11 protein-coding genes, 1 pseudogene and 1 riboswitch are annotated in these 17,643 nt (G+C 44.2%); of the genes and pseudogenes, 7 read left to right on the top strand and 5 right to left on the bottom strand.

The genetic code is table 11. The annotated features are described in order from the left end of the window. Nucleotides 1-44: 44 nt before the first annotated feature. Complete coding sequence (locus tag DXX92_RS02510; RefSeq protein WP_115998987.1) at nt 45-470, top strand: MAPEG family protein; 426 nt, start codon at nt 45-47, stop codon at nt 468-470. A 109-nt stretch (nt 471-579) separates the two neighbouring features. Here the strand turns inward: DXX92_RS02510 and DXX92_RS02505 are convergent, their stop codons facing one another. From DXX92_RS02505 to dapA, 4 genes and pseudogenes are all read right to left on the bottom strand, one after another. Continuing rightward, nucleotides 580-1,743 (bottom strand): succinylglutamate desuccinylase/aspartoacylase family protein, encoded by a 1,164-nt coding sequence (locus tag DXX92_RS02505; protein WP_115998986.1) that lies wholly within the window; start codon nt 1,741-1,743, stop codon nt 580-582. Nucleotides 1,744-1,752: 9 nt separating this feature from the next. Continuing rightward, a complete protein-coding gene (locus DXX92_RS02500) occupies nt 1,753-2,970 on the bottom strand; it encodes a PLP-dependent decarboxylase (RefSeq protein ID WP_115998985.1) in 1,218 nt (405 codons plus the stop codon). Nucleotides 2,971-2,994: 24 nt separating this feature from the next. Continuing rightward, nucleotides 2,995-3,747, bottom strand: coding sequence for a 2,3,4,5-tetrahydropyridine-2,6-dicarboxylate N-succinyltransferase (locus DXX92_RS02495; protein WP_115998984.1), 753 nt, complete (start codon nt 3,745-3,747; stop codon nt 2,995-2,997). Nucleotides 3,748-3,931: 184 nt separating this feature from the next. Beyond that, nucleotides 3,932-4,831, bottom strand: a pseudogene (gene dapA / locus DXX92_RS02490) (4-hydroxy-tetrahydrodipicolinate synthase); the annotation flags it as partial. A 79-nt stretch (nt 4,832-4,910) separates the two neighbouring features. Further along, a riboswitch (Lysine riboswitch) is annotated at nt 4,911-5,083 on the bottom strand. 291 nt (nt 5,084-5,374) lie between these two features. Between dapA and DXX92_RS02485 the strand changes: the two are divergent. The 3 genes from DXX92_RS02485 to arcA all read left to right on the top strand — a co-directional run bounded on the left by DXX92_RS02485 (nt 5,375) and on the right by arcA (nt 9,303). Then, nucleotides 5,375-6,511 (top strand): class I SAM-dependent methyltransferase, encoded by a 1,137-nt coding sequence (locus tag DXX92_RS02485; RefSeq protein ID WP_115998982.1) that lies wholly within the window; start codon nt 5,375-5,377, stop codon nt 6,509-6,511. A gap of 279 nt (nt 6,512-6,790) precedes the next feature. Beyond that, complete coding sequence (locus DXX92_RS02480) at nt 6,791-8,425, top strand: HAMP domain-containing sensor histidine kinase (RefSeq protein ID WP_245961382.1); 1,635 nt, start codon at nt 6,791-6,793, stop codon at nt 8,423-8,425. Between the two features lie 173 nt (nt 8,426-8,598). Continuing rightward, on the top strand, nt 8,599-9,303 hold the full coding sequence (gene arcA, locus DXX92_RS02475) for a two-component system response regulator ArcA (protein ID WP_115998981.1): 705 nt from the start codon (nt 8,599-8,601) through the stop codon (nt 9,301-9,303). A gap of 65 nt (nt 9,304-9,368) precedes the next feature. On the opposite strand, the gene DXX92_RS02470 is transcribed toward arcA, so the two are convergent. After that, complete coding sequence (locus tag DXX92_RS02470; protein ID WP_115998980.1) at nt 9,369-9,716, bottom strand: Hpt domain-containing protein; 348 nt, start codon at nt 9,714-9,716, stop codon at nt 9,369-9,371. Nucleotides 9,717-10,163: 447 nt separating this feature from the next. Here DXX92_RS02470 and folE2 point away from each other — a divergent pair, with 447 nt between their 5' ends. From folE2 to DXX92_RS02455, 3 genes are all read left to right on the top strand, one after another. Further along, nucleotides 10,164-11,090: a GTP cyclohydrolase FolE2 gene (folE2, locus tag DXX92_RS02465; RefSeq protein WP_115998979.1), complete on the top strand. Its 927-nt coding sequence runs from the start codon at nt 10,164-10,166 to the stop codon at nt 11,088-11,090. Nucleotides 11,091-11,577: 487 nt separating this feature from the next. Beyond that, nucleotides 11,578-16,038, top strand: a complete 4,461-nt coding sequence (gene gltB, locus DXX92_RS02460) for a glutamate synthase large subunit (RefSeq protein WP_115998978.1) — start codon at nt 11,578-11,580, stop codon at nt 16,036-16,038. 17 nt (nt 16,039-16,055) lie between these two features. After that, entirely contained in the window at nt 16,056-17,489 is a 1,434-nt protein-coding gene (locus DXX92_RS02455; protein WP_115998977.1) for an FAD-dependent oxidoreductase, read from the top strand. The last annotated feature ends 154 nt before the right edge of the window (nt 17,490-17,643 follow it).

Genomic DNA, 17,643 nt, shown 5'->3' with positions numbered 1-17,643 from the left:
AAATTTCAGATAACAAAAATAGCTAATCGCAAGGAAAAACAAAAATGACCAATCACCTGCTCTATTTACCGCTGGCCGTGATGATCGGACTCACCATTTTAGTATGGGTTTATATGTATGCTCGCCGATTAACTTTTTTAATCGGTAACCAAATTGATGCCGACCGCTTAAAAGCGCCGGAAAATGTCAGCCAAATTATTCCAGCTGAAACCAATGCAGCATCAAATAATTTGAAAAACCTATTTGAAATGCCTGTACTCTTCTATGCAGTTGCGCTGGTTGCGATTCAATCACAAGATCAAAGCACATTAACTTATATTAGTGCTTGGATTTTTGTGCTGCTGCGCGTCCCCCACTCCATGATTCATTGCTTAAATGGTCCGGTAATGGCGCGCTTTATTTGCTATGCATTATCCAGCATCGCGTTGATCGTGATGGCAATCAATGTGTTTTGGCAGGTGTTAAGTTAGTCTGCTTAACTAGCAATAAAGTTAAAAAAGGGCTGATACTTATCGTATCAGCCCTTTCTTTATTTCTAGCTGGATTTATATCCGACTAAAGTAACCGTTAGCATCGTCCTTAAAGCGTAAAAAACTCTGTAAATACTTTATAGAGCTCAGTCCCTTGATTTACGCTGGCCGAGGCAAAGTGCAAAATCGGGATCACCTCTTTATCTAAGCTAATATAATGCAGCGCATCACCATCACCGTAATTATCCATACGCAAAATACGCGCGAGTGGCTCGCCCGCTGGTAGTGGTACACCAAACTCTGCCAGATAGTCGACCATGCCGCCCATTGGTGAGCAGAAGGCTTTGTAATCTTTTAAATAACAGGCAAAACGTGTCATTGGCGCTGGAACAAACTGCTCGCTTGTACTGTCTGCGCCATTATTTGCACCTTTACTTACACCTTTAATAACGCCTTTATAGCTTAAATAGGTCAGTACGCTATTGGCATCATCGAGTGCTACGTCTAAATCAATTTGCTCCTGTGAGCCCAGTTCGACAGTAAAGCTTTCCTTATTTAGCACCAATGGACGACCTTTTGCGGCATAGGCTTGGGCAAGCGACCACCATGGGCAAAAAGTTGCTTCATCTAGTGCGCCGTCAAACTCGTTGGGGATCAGCAAGGTGTGTTCAATATTGAAATAGCTAGCACTGGCTCTGGCATATTCAGGACAGTATAAATGCTTACTGGAGATAGGGCCGGTATGTAAGTCCAACACTAAGTCAGCTTGATGTGCCATTTTCTGCAATTGATAAGCAATGCGCTGACCTGTGGTTAAGCCATACATGTTGTGATCAAGCTGCTGATCGATATCATCAAGTAGCACTTGTTTGAACTTGGCTTTGATCTCTTGCTCACTAGCGTCAAAGTTATCTTGTACAAAAGGCACCACCAAGTCTGGGTTGTGGTGATACATACGATTCCAATTCACGCCAGTTATTGGGTCAAAACGGCCAAGCGTGTATTCACCATTTTTGTGATTACAACCAACTGGATTGGCATATGGTACTAAGGTGATATCACCTAAAATATGCAGGTTACGAAGCTGTTCAAGCAACTGGTAAATTACCGCATTGCCTTGTACTTCTGCGCCATGCATATTGGCCTGAATATAAACACTCGGCGCATCACTTTGGCCAGCAAAGTGATAAACCGGCACTGTCAATTTGGCGCCACTAGCCATCTCGCCGACATTAAGTACTGATTTGGTCACTTGATTAATTGTTTTTGTCATCACCGCTTCCTATCTCATATACCAAGTGGCAGGCTGTGCTGCACGCACTTCGGTTAATAGCTGATTATCATAAACATATTCCGCGGCCACTTCATGGCATAAAAACAGCGGCATACTTTCGGTAAAGCCGTAAGCCCCCGCAAGATTAAACACCAGTTGATCGCCAACTTTGGTATCGCTCGGCAAGGGCAATTGGCCAAGGCAATCCATACTCGTGCATAACGGGCCGTGCAAATGAAAATCTTGCACTTCCTCGCTTGATGGCCTCAGCAGCTTGGCTGGGAAAGGTTGGTCGGTGATAGCCGGGCGCAACAAGTGATTAATACCTGCTGCCAACACCAATTGTTCCTCACCAAAATTAGTTTTGCGATCAACGACATCAGTAACATAGTAACCAAACGGTGCAACCGCATATCGGCCAAGCTCTAGCCATAGTTCTTCCACGCCTGCTTGTGCTTTAATTTGCGCCAAATCAGCCATGGCTTGTTGCCAGTCTATTCCTTGACCCGTTTCAAGGTAATCAACCCCTAAACCACCGCCTAAATCTAGCACTTTAAGCTCAAAACCAATGCGCTCAGCTAAGCTAACGAGCGGCTCAACCATTTGTGACCAAAGCGAAAACATTTGGCTGTTGCTGAGCATATTGCCCCATTGGAAGATATGTAAGCCACAAATATTCACCGTTGGGAAATCACTGGCACGAATCCCTGCCCATTCTTCAGTGCCTAAGCCAAATGGCGTTAAGCTATTGCCACCTAACGGGTTTTTCTCTCCTTCTGGCCAGCGCAGCTGAACGCGCAGTAAAGCATCTGGCTTTTTGCCTTGCTCTTTTGCAGCCAGTGCCAGCCATTGCAACTGGTTGTAACTTTCGACAACAAAGGTATTAACCCCTTGCTGAAGAAAATAAGAAATTTGCTGGTAAGACTTGGCTGGACCAGTATTTAAGATTTTCTCGGCGTCGACTCCTTGCAATAATACTTGCGTTAGCTCGCCTTTACTGGCGACATCAAACTGAATACCGCTTTTCGCCACCGCTTGAATAACGCTTGATAATGGATTGGCTTTGACCGCGTACCAAAGCTTGACTACATCTTGCTGCTGTAGCTCATTTAAGTGCTGTTTGAGCGCGCCAATATCATAAACAAAATAGCCATTTTCATGACTACTGCCTTGATGAGCGCGCAGTGCTTGCGATAAATCGTCAGAGAGTAGGTTTGATGTCGTCATCCTAATTTCCTTTAATAACGCTGACTAGCGCAATGCATCTTCAAGCTCAAGTGAAGCATCACTTTGCTCATCGCGATACTTAACAATCAAGGCACACGCCATGTTTAGGCCTTGAGACTGTGCCCATTCACCGCCGACCGGACGCGTACCTGGAATAACAACAGCGCGCTCTGGAATTGGCTCACCTTTTTCTAAACGGCGATTATTGACTAAATCAAACACAGGAATAGAAGCAGACAGCGAAACACCTGGCGCTAACACCGCGCCTTTTTTAATCACGACACCTTCAACCACAACCACACCAGCCCCTAAAAAGGCGCCATCTTCAACAATCACAGGGCTCGCACCCACGGGTTCAAGCACACCACCAATTTGCACTGCGGCAGACAAATGCACGTTTTCACCAATTTGCGCACACGAGCCCACTAGTGCATGGCTATCAACCATGGTGCCTTTGCCAACATAAGCACCAACGTTAATATAAGCCGGTGGCATAACAATCACGCCAGGAGCAACATAGGCGCCAGCGCGCACCGATGAGCCACCTGGTACTAAGCGTACCGCATCATCGCGAGTAAACTGACGTGCCGGTAAATTGTGTTTATCAACAAAGCCCTCATAAATACCACCAAATTCGGTGTTTTCGCCCGCTTTAAACGCCGCCAATATTGCTTGTTTGGCTTCAACATTAGCGTGCCAGTTACCTTGCTCGTCTTGGGTTGCCGCGCGTACTTCACCACGCTCCATTTGTTGTAAAACTTCTTGCCAATTAGTCATTTTTCTACCTTTAATTCTGAATTCTGTTTGGGGTTAATTGTTAGTTTGATGATCGCGCCTTTAGCAGCGATTATTAGTACTAAAACTAAGCACTTTGCTTGGCTAGCGGCTCGTTTTTCTCTAATGGAATTTCACGCGCCTGTTGAGTAACTTGTATAGGCTGCGTTACTTGCGTTTGCTCGCGATACCAAGCGTCGATAGCATCGTTTGCCTCAATCAAGGGCTGTTTATCTAACAATTCGAAATGGGTAAGTGGGGGTTGCAAAGCGGCGGAGTCTAACTCGCCATTCTCATGCATTAACACTTTCACAGGGATTGGATTTGCAACGGTAAATAGCGCATCAACGGCTTGCTGCCAAAGCGCGTTATCAAGTTCGGTATGCGCTAAACACTGTTGAACATAGAGCTTTGTCGCTGATGGCCAAGCATTACTAGCAACCGACACTAAGCCAGCAGCACCAAGTTTAGCCAGCTCAGGCATCATGGCATCTTCACCACTGAAAAGCGCAAGCTTAGGGCAGGCTTCGCGGTAGCGATTAAATTGCGCGATATCACCGCTGGCTTCTTTAAGTGCCCAACAATTTGGATGATTTTGCAGCTTCGCTAAGGTTTCAACCGATAAAGTAACCGCACTTCGCGACGGCACGTTGTAGAGCATACAAGGCTTGTTGGCAGCATTAAGCAAAGCGGTAAACCATTGCTCTTGGCCAACAGGCCCAGGCTTAGCGTACAAGGGCGCACCAAGTAAATAGGCGTCAATATTTAGCTGGTTACAGCGTTCAATCCATTCTAGCTGTTGCATTAATTGAAAGCCGCCAACACCGACCATGATCGGCACATCAAGGCCAAGTTCAGCTACGTATTTTACGATACCAAACTGTTGCTCAGCATTGAGCGCCATTGCTTCGCCAGTGCTACCAAGCAGTAACAAACCATTGCCGACGGCTGCTTGTTCGCGAGCAATTCGCGATAAACAGGCAAAGTCGATAGCGCCACTTTCGGCAAAAGGGGTAACCAACGCAGTCCACAATGGGAATTTGGGTAAGGTTGCGTTAGCTAATGAATTAGAAGTTTCAGGATTCATGTCTCTCGAACTCACTTCGTTCGGAGAACTTATCGGCATTTGTTCCCTGCCCACGGCAAAAAGCGCAGGCAGTTCAACAAAGGCCAGAAGCTCTCCACCTAATGGGTGACAGTTGTCAGGATTCAGCCTGAGCAACCGACCAATACATCAATCAAAAATGTATTAGTCTCGGCGTTAATCCCCCTCATTAATGGTCACTGGAGTTTGATCTCCTGACATTAACTACCTGGTTAACGCTCCTCTTCTGGCCCTTTTCATCGCGATGGTATGAGCTTGACGAGCCACACCACCGCGCAGGAATAAGGACGGGCTCATTACATCGAATATTTGCTCTAATGTCAACACACCGCTATACCTTGCTTTATCAATCACGTAAAATGCGGCCTCGCGCGATTTTAGTGAAGTTTGTAGTCCGCGAATTTTGGCAATTTGTGTCGGCAAGAAGCAGTTTCACACTCGGCTTAAGCTGGCTATCATCAACCTAGGTAAGCAACGTATTAACGCTGACGATTAGCGTCTAACGCGAGGCAAGTTGGACATCACATGGCATTATCGAATTTATCTCAAGTACTGGTTCGCAATATCGACGAGTTAGCATGTACGCGGGCAGTGTTAGTTAACTTCCCCGTCGACGGGCTATATCAAGAATGGCTTGATGAATATCCTGAGTGCCAATTGCATTATTTCACCAATAACAAGCTAGCTGCGGATCAATTGGCGCAAATAACGGCTGCCCAACCAAGTTCAAAGTTGAGCTACAGCTTTGGTACGCACTTAACCGCTGAGCAGAGCCAAGAAACTAGACATAGCAACGAAGCTAAACAAAGTGAAGAAGTTAAGCAAAACAAAGAAGATATCGCATATGACTTAGCGATGATTGCCTTCCCGAAAAGCAAAGCAGAGCTTGCTTATTCACTAGCTATGCTTGCTCCACATTTAACAGACGATGCACGAGTGCTGTTTGTTGGTGAAAACAAAGGCGGCATCAAATCAGCAGCAAAATTAAGCCAAGACTATATTAGCCATTGTCATAAGCTCGATTCTGCTCGCCATTGCAGTTTATTCGCTGGTCAGTTTATTCGTGGTGATTATCAGTTTTCCCTTGCCGATTGGTTCCACTACTACCCGCTTTCGGTTGCCGGTATTGAACTTAACATTGCCGCACTGCCGGGCGTGTTTAGCCAAAAGCAACTAGACAAAGGCACACAAGTTCTATTAGAAAATTTACCTACCGAGCAATTACTGAAAAAAAGTTACCAAGGCAAACTGCTTGATTTTGGCTGTGGTGCCGGAGTGATCAGCGCCTACTTAGCCAAGCAATACCCTGAAACAGAAATTACCGCCCTCGATATTAGTGCACTGGCAGTTGCTTCCACGCAAGAGACGTTAAAAGTAAATAACTTAGCAGGCGAGGTATTTGCCTCAGACGGCCTAAGTGAAGTTAACGGGGTATTTTCACATATCGTCACTAACCCGCCGTTTCATCAAGGCTTGAAGACGCATTATGCTGCAACCGAAACGTTTTTGCGTGAGTGTCCGAAACGATTAGTTAGAGGTGGTAACTTAACTGTGGTGGCAAATAGCTTTTTAAAATACCAACCTATTTTGGCTGAAGGTTTTAAACAAATACAAACCACGGTTAATCAACGTGGCTTTGCTGTCTACTTCGCTTCAGTGTAGTTATTACTGGCAAGCGTGAAAAAAAAACAGTGCGTCAGTCGTTAACTAAATTGGTATAAATTAACTTTAATAAAGAATAAAACATTGACGAGCGCTGACCTTTTGATATTCACTGAAAAAGCATCGTAGATATAAACCCATGCTACTTTGCGCCTACGACACGTGCTCAAGTTAAAAATTGAGCATTAAAAACGGCGAATAAGCACTAAGATAGGTAGTTAAAATCTAGTAATGAACCAAACTATGCACTCCAACCAGCCTATGCATTCGAACCAAACTATGCATTCCAACCAAGTTGTGCAAACTAAGTCAATTCGTCGTAAGTTGAATCTATTAATGCTGGCTTTTGTAACCGGCTCATTTTTTCTCGCACACTTGGTTGTCTCATATTTTGTTTTTGATCACCTTGGCGCAGAGCTAAAACAAGATATTAAAGAGCGCGCAGCCATTATAAGTAGCCGTGCGGTAGCATTCATCGAAACCGACAACTACAGTGAATATCAAGAGGTAATGAAGCGACTTTCAAATTTACCTCGCTTTAATTACGTTCACGTCTATCGCTTTGAAAACCAAGAGCTGAACTTTTTTGCCAGCTACAATAAGCAAGGCTTCCCTGCTATCCCAGAGAAAACTGCGAGTATCGAAAAATATCAAGCGCCCATCATTACCGATAGCATTATTGAATATATCAACCCAATCAATGTCGATAACAAGCTAATTGGTTATGCCTACTTGCAGCTTGATACAAATAGCTACCATGAACTGCAAACAACGACCTGGTTCACATTATCTATTGGCTATATTTTAGTGCTGATTATCGGCGCACTCATCACCAATATTATGTACAGTTCGGTGATTACACCGATTAATCGATTGCTTATAGCGATACGCAATGTATCGCAGAAAAAAGACTTCAGTGTTCGTGTTAACGGCATGGAAAACCAAGAGTTTGAATTACTTGCCGATGATTTAAATGTCATGCTCAACCGCATTGAGCGACATATAGAAAAACAAGCAAATGCAGAGCAACAGATTTTAAAACTTAACCACGAATTGGAAGATAAAGTTAGCCAACGCACTGACGCGCTGAAAGATTCAAACCAAGAGTTGCTATCTACGCTAGAAAAGCTTCATCAGTTCCAAGGGCAACTAGTCGAAAGTGAAAAAATGGCCTCGTTAGGCGATATGGTCGCAGGTGTTGCTCATGAGGTAAATACCCCAATAGGTTTAGGCGTTACCGCATCGAGCTTGCTATCTGATCGCTTAAATGAAGTTCATACCGCCTTTAACGATAAAACCCTAAAAGCGAGTCAACTGCGCCGTTTTCTGACGGAAAGTGAAGAGAACCTGGCAATTGTCACACGCAACTTACATCGTGCTGCAGACTTAATTTCTAGCTTCAAACAAGTGGCAGTAAACCAAAGTAATGAAGCAGATAGCGCATTTATCGTTATGCAGTTGATTGACGAGGTGATCTTGTCATTGGGGCCACAACTCAAACAGAAAAAGGTGAATTTTCAAATTGAGTGCAGTGAAAATTTAGCGGTTATTAGCAAGCCTGGACCGATTAACCAAATATTGATCAACCTGATTGTGAATTCCATCATTCACGGTTTTGCAGATAGTGATGGTGGAACTGTCACAATCAATGTGATGTATTTAAGTGGCCAACTGCACATTAATTACCAAGATGATGGCAAAGGCGTAGAGCCGTCGATCAAAACCAAGATCTTCGATCCTTTCATCACAACTAGACGCGGCGAAGGTGGCAGTGGTTTAGGCTTACACTTAGTTTATAACCTTGTCACCCAAGCGCTTGGCGGCCATATTCAATTCGATATTGAACCAACGCAAGGCGTACAATTTGAGATCGCTTTCCCTGCACAATTAACCGAAATGCCTAAATTTAACTAATTGATTACTTTCTGTAACCATGTGACGGATGAAGTCACCTATATTGTTTGCTAAAATGTTAAAGACTAAAGTAAAAAATACGAACACCAGCCTTTAACTTTAGCGATTAAGTTACTATATAAGGCTAGTTAAACAATACTAAGCATAGATACCAGTTAGTAAACGGACAAAAAATGCAAAAAGCCCATATCCTTATCGTTGAAGACGAAGACGTCACACGCTTTAACCTCCGAAATCTATTCGAAGCAGAAGGCTATCAAGTCTCTGAAGCTGTTGATGGCGATTCGATGGACGCTCAGCTAAGAGAACAAAAAGTACACTTAGTTATCATGGATATTAACTTGCCTGGTAAGAACGGCTTGTTGCTGGCTAGAGAATTGACTAACAATCGCGATATGGGACTTATTTTCCTAACTGGTCGTGATAGTGACATTGATAAAATTTTGGGTCTAGAAATTGGCGCAGACGATTACTTGACTAAGCCATTTAACCCAAGAGAGTTAACCATTCGTGCACGCAATATCCTCAGCCGTATTACTCATGTAAAACCTGACACTGACGGTGCAATTATCAATTTTAACGGATGGTCACTTGACGGTAACTCACGCAAGATGACAACACCCGTTGGCGATATTATTCCAATTCCTCGTGGTGAATATCGTGCACTTAAATTGTTGATTGAAAATGCTGGGCAAATTGTTTCTCGCCAGCAATTAATCAAGGAAATGACGGGTCGCGACTTACGCTCAAATGACCGTACGGTTGACGTTACCATTCGTCGTTTGCGTAAACACTTTGAATCTATTCCAGAAACGCCAGAGCTAATCAATACCATCCATGGTGAAGGCTACCGTTTCGTTGGTAGCATCGACGCTTAGCCAAAGTTTAGATTGGCTTTAGCTAAGCTTATTTGGGGTTTAGATTTAGGCTGTAAAAAAGCTTCTTACAAGCTTTCAAGCCACTGCTTAAAATCAGCAATAGCGGCGGTATTATCAATTTTTAAGCGAGCAAGGTGCTCGCTTTTTTGTGGCCAAGTTTCTGTCGATTTTTCAATAGCCACTAAAAACTGATGAACACTTAGTAAGCCGACACTTGCCGCAGCACCTTTCATTTTGTGACAACGTTCTTGCCAGTTAGATTGACTTTGCTCATTGATCGCAGCTTCAATCTCACCAATGTAAACGCCAGATTGCTTCTGATAAAGCGCAAGCATCTGCGCTACCACCGTGCCCCCTAAATTGTCTAAATATCCTTGAATTAGCGATTTATCAATAGTTGCAGGCTGGTTCATAGTGCTTTTTATTCCTCTTATTTCGTATCACCACACAGCCTAATCGCAAGCGTATTTAATGTAAATCTAAATTCATTAAATGCTACACCTTTACTCATGAGAATGCCGCTACAGATATTGATTTTAGCCGGATTTTCGTTCAGAATAGCCGCCCATTTTATTAGCGAAAACAGCCCTCAAATCAATACTTTTTATGTGGTTTTTGGTTCTAGGCTGGTTACGCTGACAGGGGCGTGTTGATTTTTTGAGGTTGAATGTTGTTCAATCTAAACACTTTCTGATCGCGGTGCTCGTTTTGTCGCATAGTTGTTCTATGTAAAAAGCGAGCAACAATGAGCAGGAAGTGTTTAGATGAACCCGCAGGGCAGCTTCTGCAAAACCAACCCTGAAAGATCAACACGCCCTGAGTAGCTTATTAAGTTTTACTACTGAGATTGCGGAGAACTAATGCCAACATCAATGCCAGACATCGCCAATCACACCACTGCCCAAACCGAAGGGACGTTAGATTGGGTTGGAATGAGCAATATTGAAATGCCTTTAATGGTGGCTTCTAAAGACCAGCCAGAGCGAATGGTGTCAGCTCACATTGATGCGTTTGTGAATTTGAAAGAGGCACAGGCAAAAGGTATTCACATGTCGCGCCTATATTTATTGCTCGACGAATTATCCAATAACAATACCTTGAATTACCAAAGCTTTGCGGCCTTGCTCGATGGCTTTATTAGCTCTCATCAAGAACTAAGCGACCAAGCAAAAGTCGCCATTCACTTTGATTATCACATGCGCCGTAAATCGCTAATCAGTGGCAAACAAGGTTGGAAAGCCTACCCGGTTGTATTAACTGGCCAGTTAAACAAAGGGCAATTGTCAGTTGAACTAGCAATCGACGTAAGATACTCGTCCACTTGCCCTTGCTCTGCTGCGTTAGCTCGCCAGCTTATACAGCAAGCTTTCTTAAATAAGTTTGATGAACAAGACAGTATCGACAAGCAAACAATACATGAATGGCTCGGCACAACTGAAGGCGTTGTCGCCACACCACACAGCCAGCGCTCTATTGCCAAAGTAAAAGTTAAACTGAACTCATCGGTCACAGAGTTTCCGATCAGTGACCTAGTTGATGCGATTGAAGACACGTTACAAACACCTGTACAAGCCGCAGTTAAACGAGAAGACGAGCAAGAGTTTGCCCGCTTAAACGGTCAGAACCTGATGTTCTGTGAAGATGCGGCGCGCAAACTGCAGCATACGATGAATCAAGCTACGCAGTATGATGACTTCTGGGTTAAAGTAAATCACCTTGAATCCCTACACGCACACAACGCAGTGAGTATCACCACCAAAGGCGTTGAAGACGGCTATCAAGCATAAAGCTAAATAAAGCCACTAGCTGGCCAGAAATCGTTTCTATGAAAAGCCTGCTGAAGCAGGCTTTTTTGTTTATTAATATCGACAAATTTCGATATACTTATTCGTTATAAATATGAATAAAATTAATTTTCATCACGTCATCAAGCTAGCGCCCCTAACTTAACTGGCAACGCGCCTTTTATGTAATAAAATTACAGAATATGTAAGCGCTCCCCCATACACGCCCCATCATTGACCATTTATTCAACTTTTGTGCAACCATTGTTTTAAAATGGCGCAACAAGCGATAAATAAGCCATAAAAATACCGATTATTATGAAAATTAATTACGAGCAAATACTCTATAAATGTTGACGGAATGTATATTTGTCGTTAGTGTCTATGGTTCGCTCATAATGCATTCAGGTATATTTATTCACAATTATTACCTAATTATTCGTGCCTGAAGCCTCGTATCTGCGAATTGTAAAATGCTTGGAGAACAATAATGCAGCTATATGATCCCAACACACAAAAGGATAATTGTGGTTTCGGTTTAATTGCTCATCAAAAAGGTGAAGCAAGTCACAAATTAATAAAAACTGCGATTAGCGCCTTAGATCGTATGCAGCACCGGGGGGGTATTGCAGCCGATGGGAAAACGGGTGATGGTTGTGGTCTATTACTACAAAAACCAGACACATTTTTCCGTGCCATTGCTGAAGAAAACGGTTGGCAGCTAGGCCGAAAATATGGGGTCGGTATGGTGTTTCTTAACACTGACCCAGAGCTTGCCGCAGCGTCGAAAAAAATATTTGAAGAAGAATTAAGCCGCGAAACACTGACTATTGTTGGTTGGCGTGTTGTCCCTACTGACAAATCAATTCTTGGCCCAATCGCCGCTAGTAATTTACCAACTATTGAACAAATTTTCGTTGATGCACCGCCAGGCTGGCGTAACCGTGATTTAGAGCGCCGCTTATATATGGCAAGACGCCGTGCCGAAAAGCGCATTAGCGACGAGAAATTCTACATTGCCAGCCTATCTTGTCAGGTTACTATCTATAAAGGCTTAATGATGCCGGTTGACCTGCCAAACTTTTATTTAGATTTGGCTGACATTCGCATGCAAAGCGCTATTTGTGTCTTCCATCAGCGCTTCTCAACAAACACCTCGCCACAATGGCACCTAGCGCAACCTTTCCGCTTCTTAGCACACAACGGTGAAATCAACACCATTAAAGGTAACCGCCAGTGGGCACGAGCACGTACTTACCGCTTTAATTCACCATTATTACCAGACTTACAAGATGCAGCGCCGTTTGTTAACGAAAGTGGTTCGGATTCCTCGTCACTAGACAATATGCTAGAGCTATTTTTAGCTGGCGGCATGGACTTCTTCCGTGCGATGCGATTATTAATGCCACCTGCTTGGCAGAATAATCCAACCATGGATGACGACTTAAAAGCCTTCTACGAATTTAACTCCATGCACATGGAGCCGTGGGATGGCCCAGCTGGTATCGTGATGACCAATGGTCGCCATGTTGCCTGTAATCTTGACCGCAATGGCCTTCGCCCAGCCCGTTACGTCATTACCCGTAATGGCTTTATTACCCTAGCGTCAGAGGTTGGCATTTGGGATTACGGCGAAGATGAAGTGCTTGAAAAAGGCCGAGTTGGCCCAGGTGAAATGCTGGCGATTGATACCTATACAGGTACCATTTTCGACTCAAACAAGATTGATGATGAATTAAAAGTTCGCCATCCATACCGTGAATGGTTAAATAAAAACATTCGCCGCTTAGTACCGTTTGATCAACTGGAAGCCAACCTAATTGGCACTCGTATGTTTGACGACAGCGAGATGGCGCAATATCACAAGCTATTTAACTACAGCTATGAAGAAATCAATCAAGTGGTTAAAGTGCTTGCCGAGAATGGTCAGGAAGCAACGGGGTCAATGGGTGATGATACGCCGATGGCAGTATTATCAAGTAAGCCTAGAACACTTTATGATTACTTCCGCCAGCAATTTGCGCAGGTAACCAACCCACCAATTGATCCATTGCGCGAGCGTTATGTAATGTCATTGGCAACATGTATTGGCCGCGAGCACAACGTTTTTAATGAAACTACTGGCCATGCCGATCGCATTATTTTCGACACCCCTGTATTAATGTATACAGGGTTAAAACAACTGCGCGAATTAGATCAAGAGCACTATCGTTCAGATACCTTGACCTTGAACTATGACCCAGCAGAAGGGTTAGAAGCAGCAGTGCAGCGCTTATGTGACGAAGCAACTGATCTTGTGCGCAACAAGAACACTGTTATCTTAGTGTTGTCAGATCGTCAAATTTACCCTGGTTTATTACCTATTCCAGCGGCAATGGCAGTAGGCGCTGTACAAAAACGTTTGGTTGAAGAGCAGCTTCGTTGCGATTCCAATATTATTGTTGAAACAGCATCGGTTCGTGATTCACATCAGTTTGCGGTGCTACTTGGCTTAGGTGCCACAGCGGTTTACCCATTCTTAGCGTTTGAAACCATTGAACAAATGGTCGACAAAGGTCAACTTGGAATCCCTGCACGTCAAGCCATTGAAAATTACCGAAACGGTATCAATAAAGGCTTATTAAAAATCTTATCTAAGATGGGTATTTCAACTATTGCCAGTTATCGTTGTGCTGGCTTGTTTGAAGTGATTGGCCTTAACGATAACATTATGCAAACCTGTTTCCCGGATATTCCGAGCAGATTGCAAGGTGCTGATTTTAGCGATATCGAGCAAGACAATATCAACTTAGCCCGTCGTGCCTTTTTACCACACCAAAAAGTTGACCACGGTGGTTTACTCAAATATGTGCATGGCGGCGAATACCACGCGTTTAACCCAAATGTAGTAAGTTACCTACAAAATGCGGTTAAAACTGGTGACTATAGCGATTATCGTCAGTTTGCCGACGAAGTGAATAATCGCCCTACCGCAGCGTTACGCGACTTGTTAGCACTGAAAGATGACACGCAAGCGATTGATATTTCAAAGGTCGAATCAGACGCAGACTTATTCAAGCGTTTTGACAGCGCGGCAATGTCTATTGGTGCATTAAGCCCTGAAGCACATGAAGCGTTAGCGATTGCCATGAACCGCTTAGGTGGTTTCTCTAACTCTGGTGAAGGCGGTGAAGATGAACGCCGTTTTGGTACCGTGAAAAACTCACGTATCAAGCAAATCGCTTCGGGTCGTTTTGGTGTTACACCGCATTACCTAGTCAATGCTGACGTGCTACAAATTAAAGTGGCACAAGGTGCAAAACCGGGTGAAGGCGGTCAACTACCGGGTGACAAAGTTACGCCACTAATTGCTAAATTGCGTTTTTCTGTGCCTGGTGTAACGCTAATTTCACCACCACCACATCACGACATTTACTCAATCGAAGATTTAGCTCAGCTAATTTTCGACTTGAAGCAAGTTAATCCAAAAGCGGTAATCTCGGTTAAATTAGTATCAGGCCCAGGTGTTGGTACGATCGCATCAGGTGTTGCTAAGGCATATGCTGACTTTATCACCATTTCAGGTTATGACGGTGGTACAGGTGCTAGCCCATTAACGTCTGTGAAGTACGCTGGCTGTCCATGGGAGATTGGTTTAGCGGAAGCGCACCAATCACTGGTAGAAAATGGTCTACGCCATAAAGTGCGTTTACAAGTTGATGGCGGCTTAAAAACAGGTTTAGACATTGTTAAAGCAGCTATTTTAGGTGCTGAAAGCTTTGGTTTTGGTACTGCACCTATGGTCACCTTAGGTTGTAAGTTCTTACGAATTTGTCATCTAAACAACTGTGCTACTGGTGTTGCAACGCAAGATGAAGTGTTACGCGAAGAATTCTTCAAAGGCTTACCAGAGCAAGTGATGAATTACTTCAAGTTCGTGGCACAAGACGTACGTGAAATTTTAGCTAAGCTGGGTGTTGAAAGCCTAACTGCCATCATTGGCCGTACTGATTTACTCGTGCCGCTGCAAGGTATTAGTGCCAAGCAGCAAAAACTGGACTTGTCGCCAATTATTGCCCCTGTGGTTGCAGGCAAGCACACAGCACTTCACCAAACGGAAGCTAACATTCCGTTCGATGAAGGCAAGCTTAATCAACAATTGGTGGAAGCTGCTCGCGATGCTGTTGCCCATAAAACAGGCGCGGAGTTTAGATTTAACATCAACAATACTGATCGCTCAGTCGGTGCAGCACTTTCGGGTGAAATTGCTAAACATCATGGCGATCAAGGTATGGCAAGTAACCCAATTAAACTTCACCTTAAAGGCACTGCGGGTCAAAGTTTCGGCGTCTGGAACGCTGGCGGGTTAGAAATGACCTTAACCGGTGACGCTAACGACTATGTTGGTAAAGGCATGACCGGTGGTAAGTTAACTATCAAGCCACCTAAAGGCGTTGAGTATGCAAGCCATGAAACCATGATCATGGGTAACACCTGTTTGTACGGTGCAACAGGCGGTCGCTTGTTTGGCTGTGGCCGTGCGGGTGAGCGTTTTGGTGTACGTAACTCGGGTGCGCATGCCGTTATCGAAGGCACAGGCGATCACGGCTGTGAATACATGACTGGCGGTATTGTTACTGTTCTGGGTCAAGTGGGTTTGAACTTTGGTGCAGGGATGACAGGTGGCTTTGCTTATGTGCTTGATGAAGCGGATGACTTGGCAATTCGTCTAAACACAGAGTCGATTGAAATGTTGCCAATTGAAGAGCTAGTGATTCACCAAGAGCACTTACGTGGCATTATTAACCAACATTTTGAGGAAACGGGCAGCTTACGCGCGCAAGCTATATTGAACGATTTCGATAATTACGCGCCTAAATTTAAGCTAATCAAGCCAAAAGCAACTGATGTTAAAGCCCTGCTAGGTCACCAAACGCGTTCATCGGCAGAGCTTCGCGTGCAAGCGCAATAAGGGTGGAGTAAAGAATTATGAGCAAAAATGTTTATCAATTTATCGATGTAAAACGTATCGATCCGCCCAAAAAAGCTATTGAACAGCGAAAAATTGACTTTGTTGAGATTTATCAACCGCTCAGTAGCGATCAAAGTAAAGGCCAAGCAGATCGTTGTTTAGACTGCGGTAACCCTTATTGTGAGTGGAAATGTCCAGTACACAACTACATTCCACAGTGGTTAGAGCTAGTCACTGAAGGCAAAATATTCGAAGCTGCCGAGCTTTGTCATCAAACTAACAGCTTGCCTGAAATGTGTGGCCGCGTTTGTCCTCAAGATAGACTTTGTGAATCTGCCTGTACGCTAAATGATGAATTTGGTGCGGTCACTATCGGTAATATTGAAAAATACATTACCGATACGGCCTTTGAGCAAGGTTGGACACCTGACTTGTCGCATGTCGTTAAAACCGGCAAACGCGTTGCCATTGTTGGCGCTGGCCCTGCTGGTCTTGCCTGTGCTGATGTCTTAACACGCCATGGTGTCGACTGTGTAGTTTATGACAAGCATTCAGAAATTGGTGGTCTGCTAACTTTTGGTATTCCAGCGTTTAAACTGGAAAAAGACGTTGTTATTCGCCGTCGCAAAATTTTCGAAGGTATGGGCATTGAATTCAAACTAAACACTAATATTGGTGTTGATATTGAATTCGATACGTTATGCCAAGAATTCGATGCGGTGTTCCTTGCCATGGGTACTTATACCGATATGGAAGGTGGCTTCGAAAACGAGCAAGCCAGTGGCGTATACAATGCTCTCGACTTCCTTATTGGCAATACGCAGCACATTATGGGGATTACAGAGAACGTAAAACCTTATGTGAATTTCGAAGGCAAAAAAGTTGTTGTACTCGGTGGTGGTGATACCGCCATGGACTGTGTTCGCAGTTCAGTGCGTCAAGGGGCAAGTGAGGTTACCTGTGCCTATCGTCGTGATGAAGCCAATATGCCGGGCTCACCACGAGAAGTACAGAATGCGAAAGAAGAAGGCGTTAACTTTGCCTTCAACTTACAACCACTTGATATTGCGGTTGACGAACAAGGCAATGCGATTGGCGTGCGCTTTGTTAAAACCCAACTGGGTCAGCCAGATGCAAATGGCCGCCGCAGCCCAGAGCCCATTGAAGGCTCAGAGTTTGTGATGGAAGCTGATGCTGTGGTAATCGCATTTGGTTTCTTACCAAGCCCGCCGCAGTGGATGAAAGACGCGGGTGTCGAAGTTGATGCACGAGGCCGCGTAGTCGCCACAGACAACAGCGAGTTTGCCCTGCAAACAAGCGCAAATAATATCTTTGCTGGTGGCGATATGGTACTTGGCTCTGACCTTGTTGTAACCGCTATCGACCAAGGCCGAAAAGCCGCCATGGGCATTTTGGATTTTGTTTATAGCGAGCAAGTTATCGCGATTTAACAAGCAGACCAAAACGCTTTATCAGCAAAGCGAAAAACTAAGGGTACGCGACTTATTACTTAATGAGTCTAGCGTGCCCTTTTTTATGCGTTTTGAATATATTATCACCAACTAAAAGTGCTATAGTAGAGCGGCGTATCGAGGCAAGAGATGT

Source organism: Thalassotalea euphylliae (assembly GCF_003390395.1).
GTDB lineage: Bacteria > Pseudomonadota > Gammaproteobacteria > Enterobacterales > Alteromonadaceae > Thalassotalea_F > Thalassotalea_F euphylliae_C.
This window is presented reverse-complemented; position numbering and strand designations above follow the sequence as displayed.

What these genes read in the sequence shown, in the direction of transcription:
- DXX92_RS02510 (WP_115998987.1), top strand. Translation starts at nt 45, where the DNA reads ATGACCAATCACCTGCTCTATTTACCGCTGGCCGTGATGATCGGACTC.
- DXX92_RS02505 (WP_115998986.1), bottom strand. Translation starts at nt 1,743, where the DNA reads ATGACAAAAACAATTAATCAAGTGACCAAATCAGTACTTAATGTCGGC.
- DXX92_RS02500 (WP_115998985.1), bottom strand. Translation starts at nt 2,970, where the DNA reads ATGACGACATCAAACCTACTCTCTGACGATTTATCGCAAGCACTGCGC.
- DXX92_RS02495 (WP_115998984.1), bottom strand. Translation starts at nt 3,747, where the DNA reads ATGACTAATTGGCAAGAAGTTTTACAACAAATGGAGCGTGGTGAAGTA.
- DXX92_RS02485 (WP_115998982.1), top strand. Translation starts at nt 5,375, where the DNA reads ATGGCATTATCGAATTTATCTCAAGTACTGGTTCGCAATATCGACGAG.
- DXX92_RS02480 (WP_245961382.1), top strand. Translation starts at nt 6,791, where the DNA reads ATGCATTCCAACCAAGTTGTGCAAACTAAGTCAATTCGTCGTAAGTTG.
- arcA (WP_115998981.1), top strand. Translation starts at nt 8,599, where the DNA reads ATGCAAAAAGCCCATATCCTTATCGTTGAAGACGAAGACGTCACACGC.
- DXX92_RS02470 (WP_115998980.1), bottom strand. Translation starts at nt 9,716, where the DNA reads ATGAACCAGCCTGCAACTATTGATAAATCGCTAATTCAAGGATATTTA.
- folE2 (WP_115998979.1), top strand. Translation starts at nt 10,164, where the DNA reads ATGCCAACATCAATGCCAGACATCGCCAATCACACCACTGCCCAAACC.
- gltB (WP_115998978.1), top strand. Translation starts at nt 11,578, where the DNA reads ATGCAGCTATATGATCCCAACACACAAAAGGATAATTGTGGTTTCGGT.
- DXX92_RS02455 (WP_115998977.1), top strand. Translation starts at nt 16,056, where the DNA reads ATGAGCAAAAATGTTTATCAATTTATCGATGTAAAACGTATCGATCCG.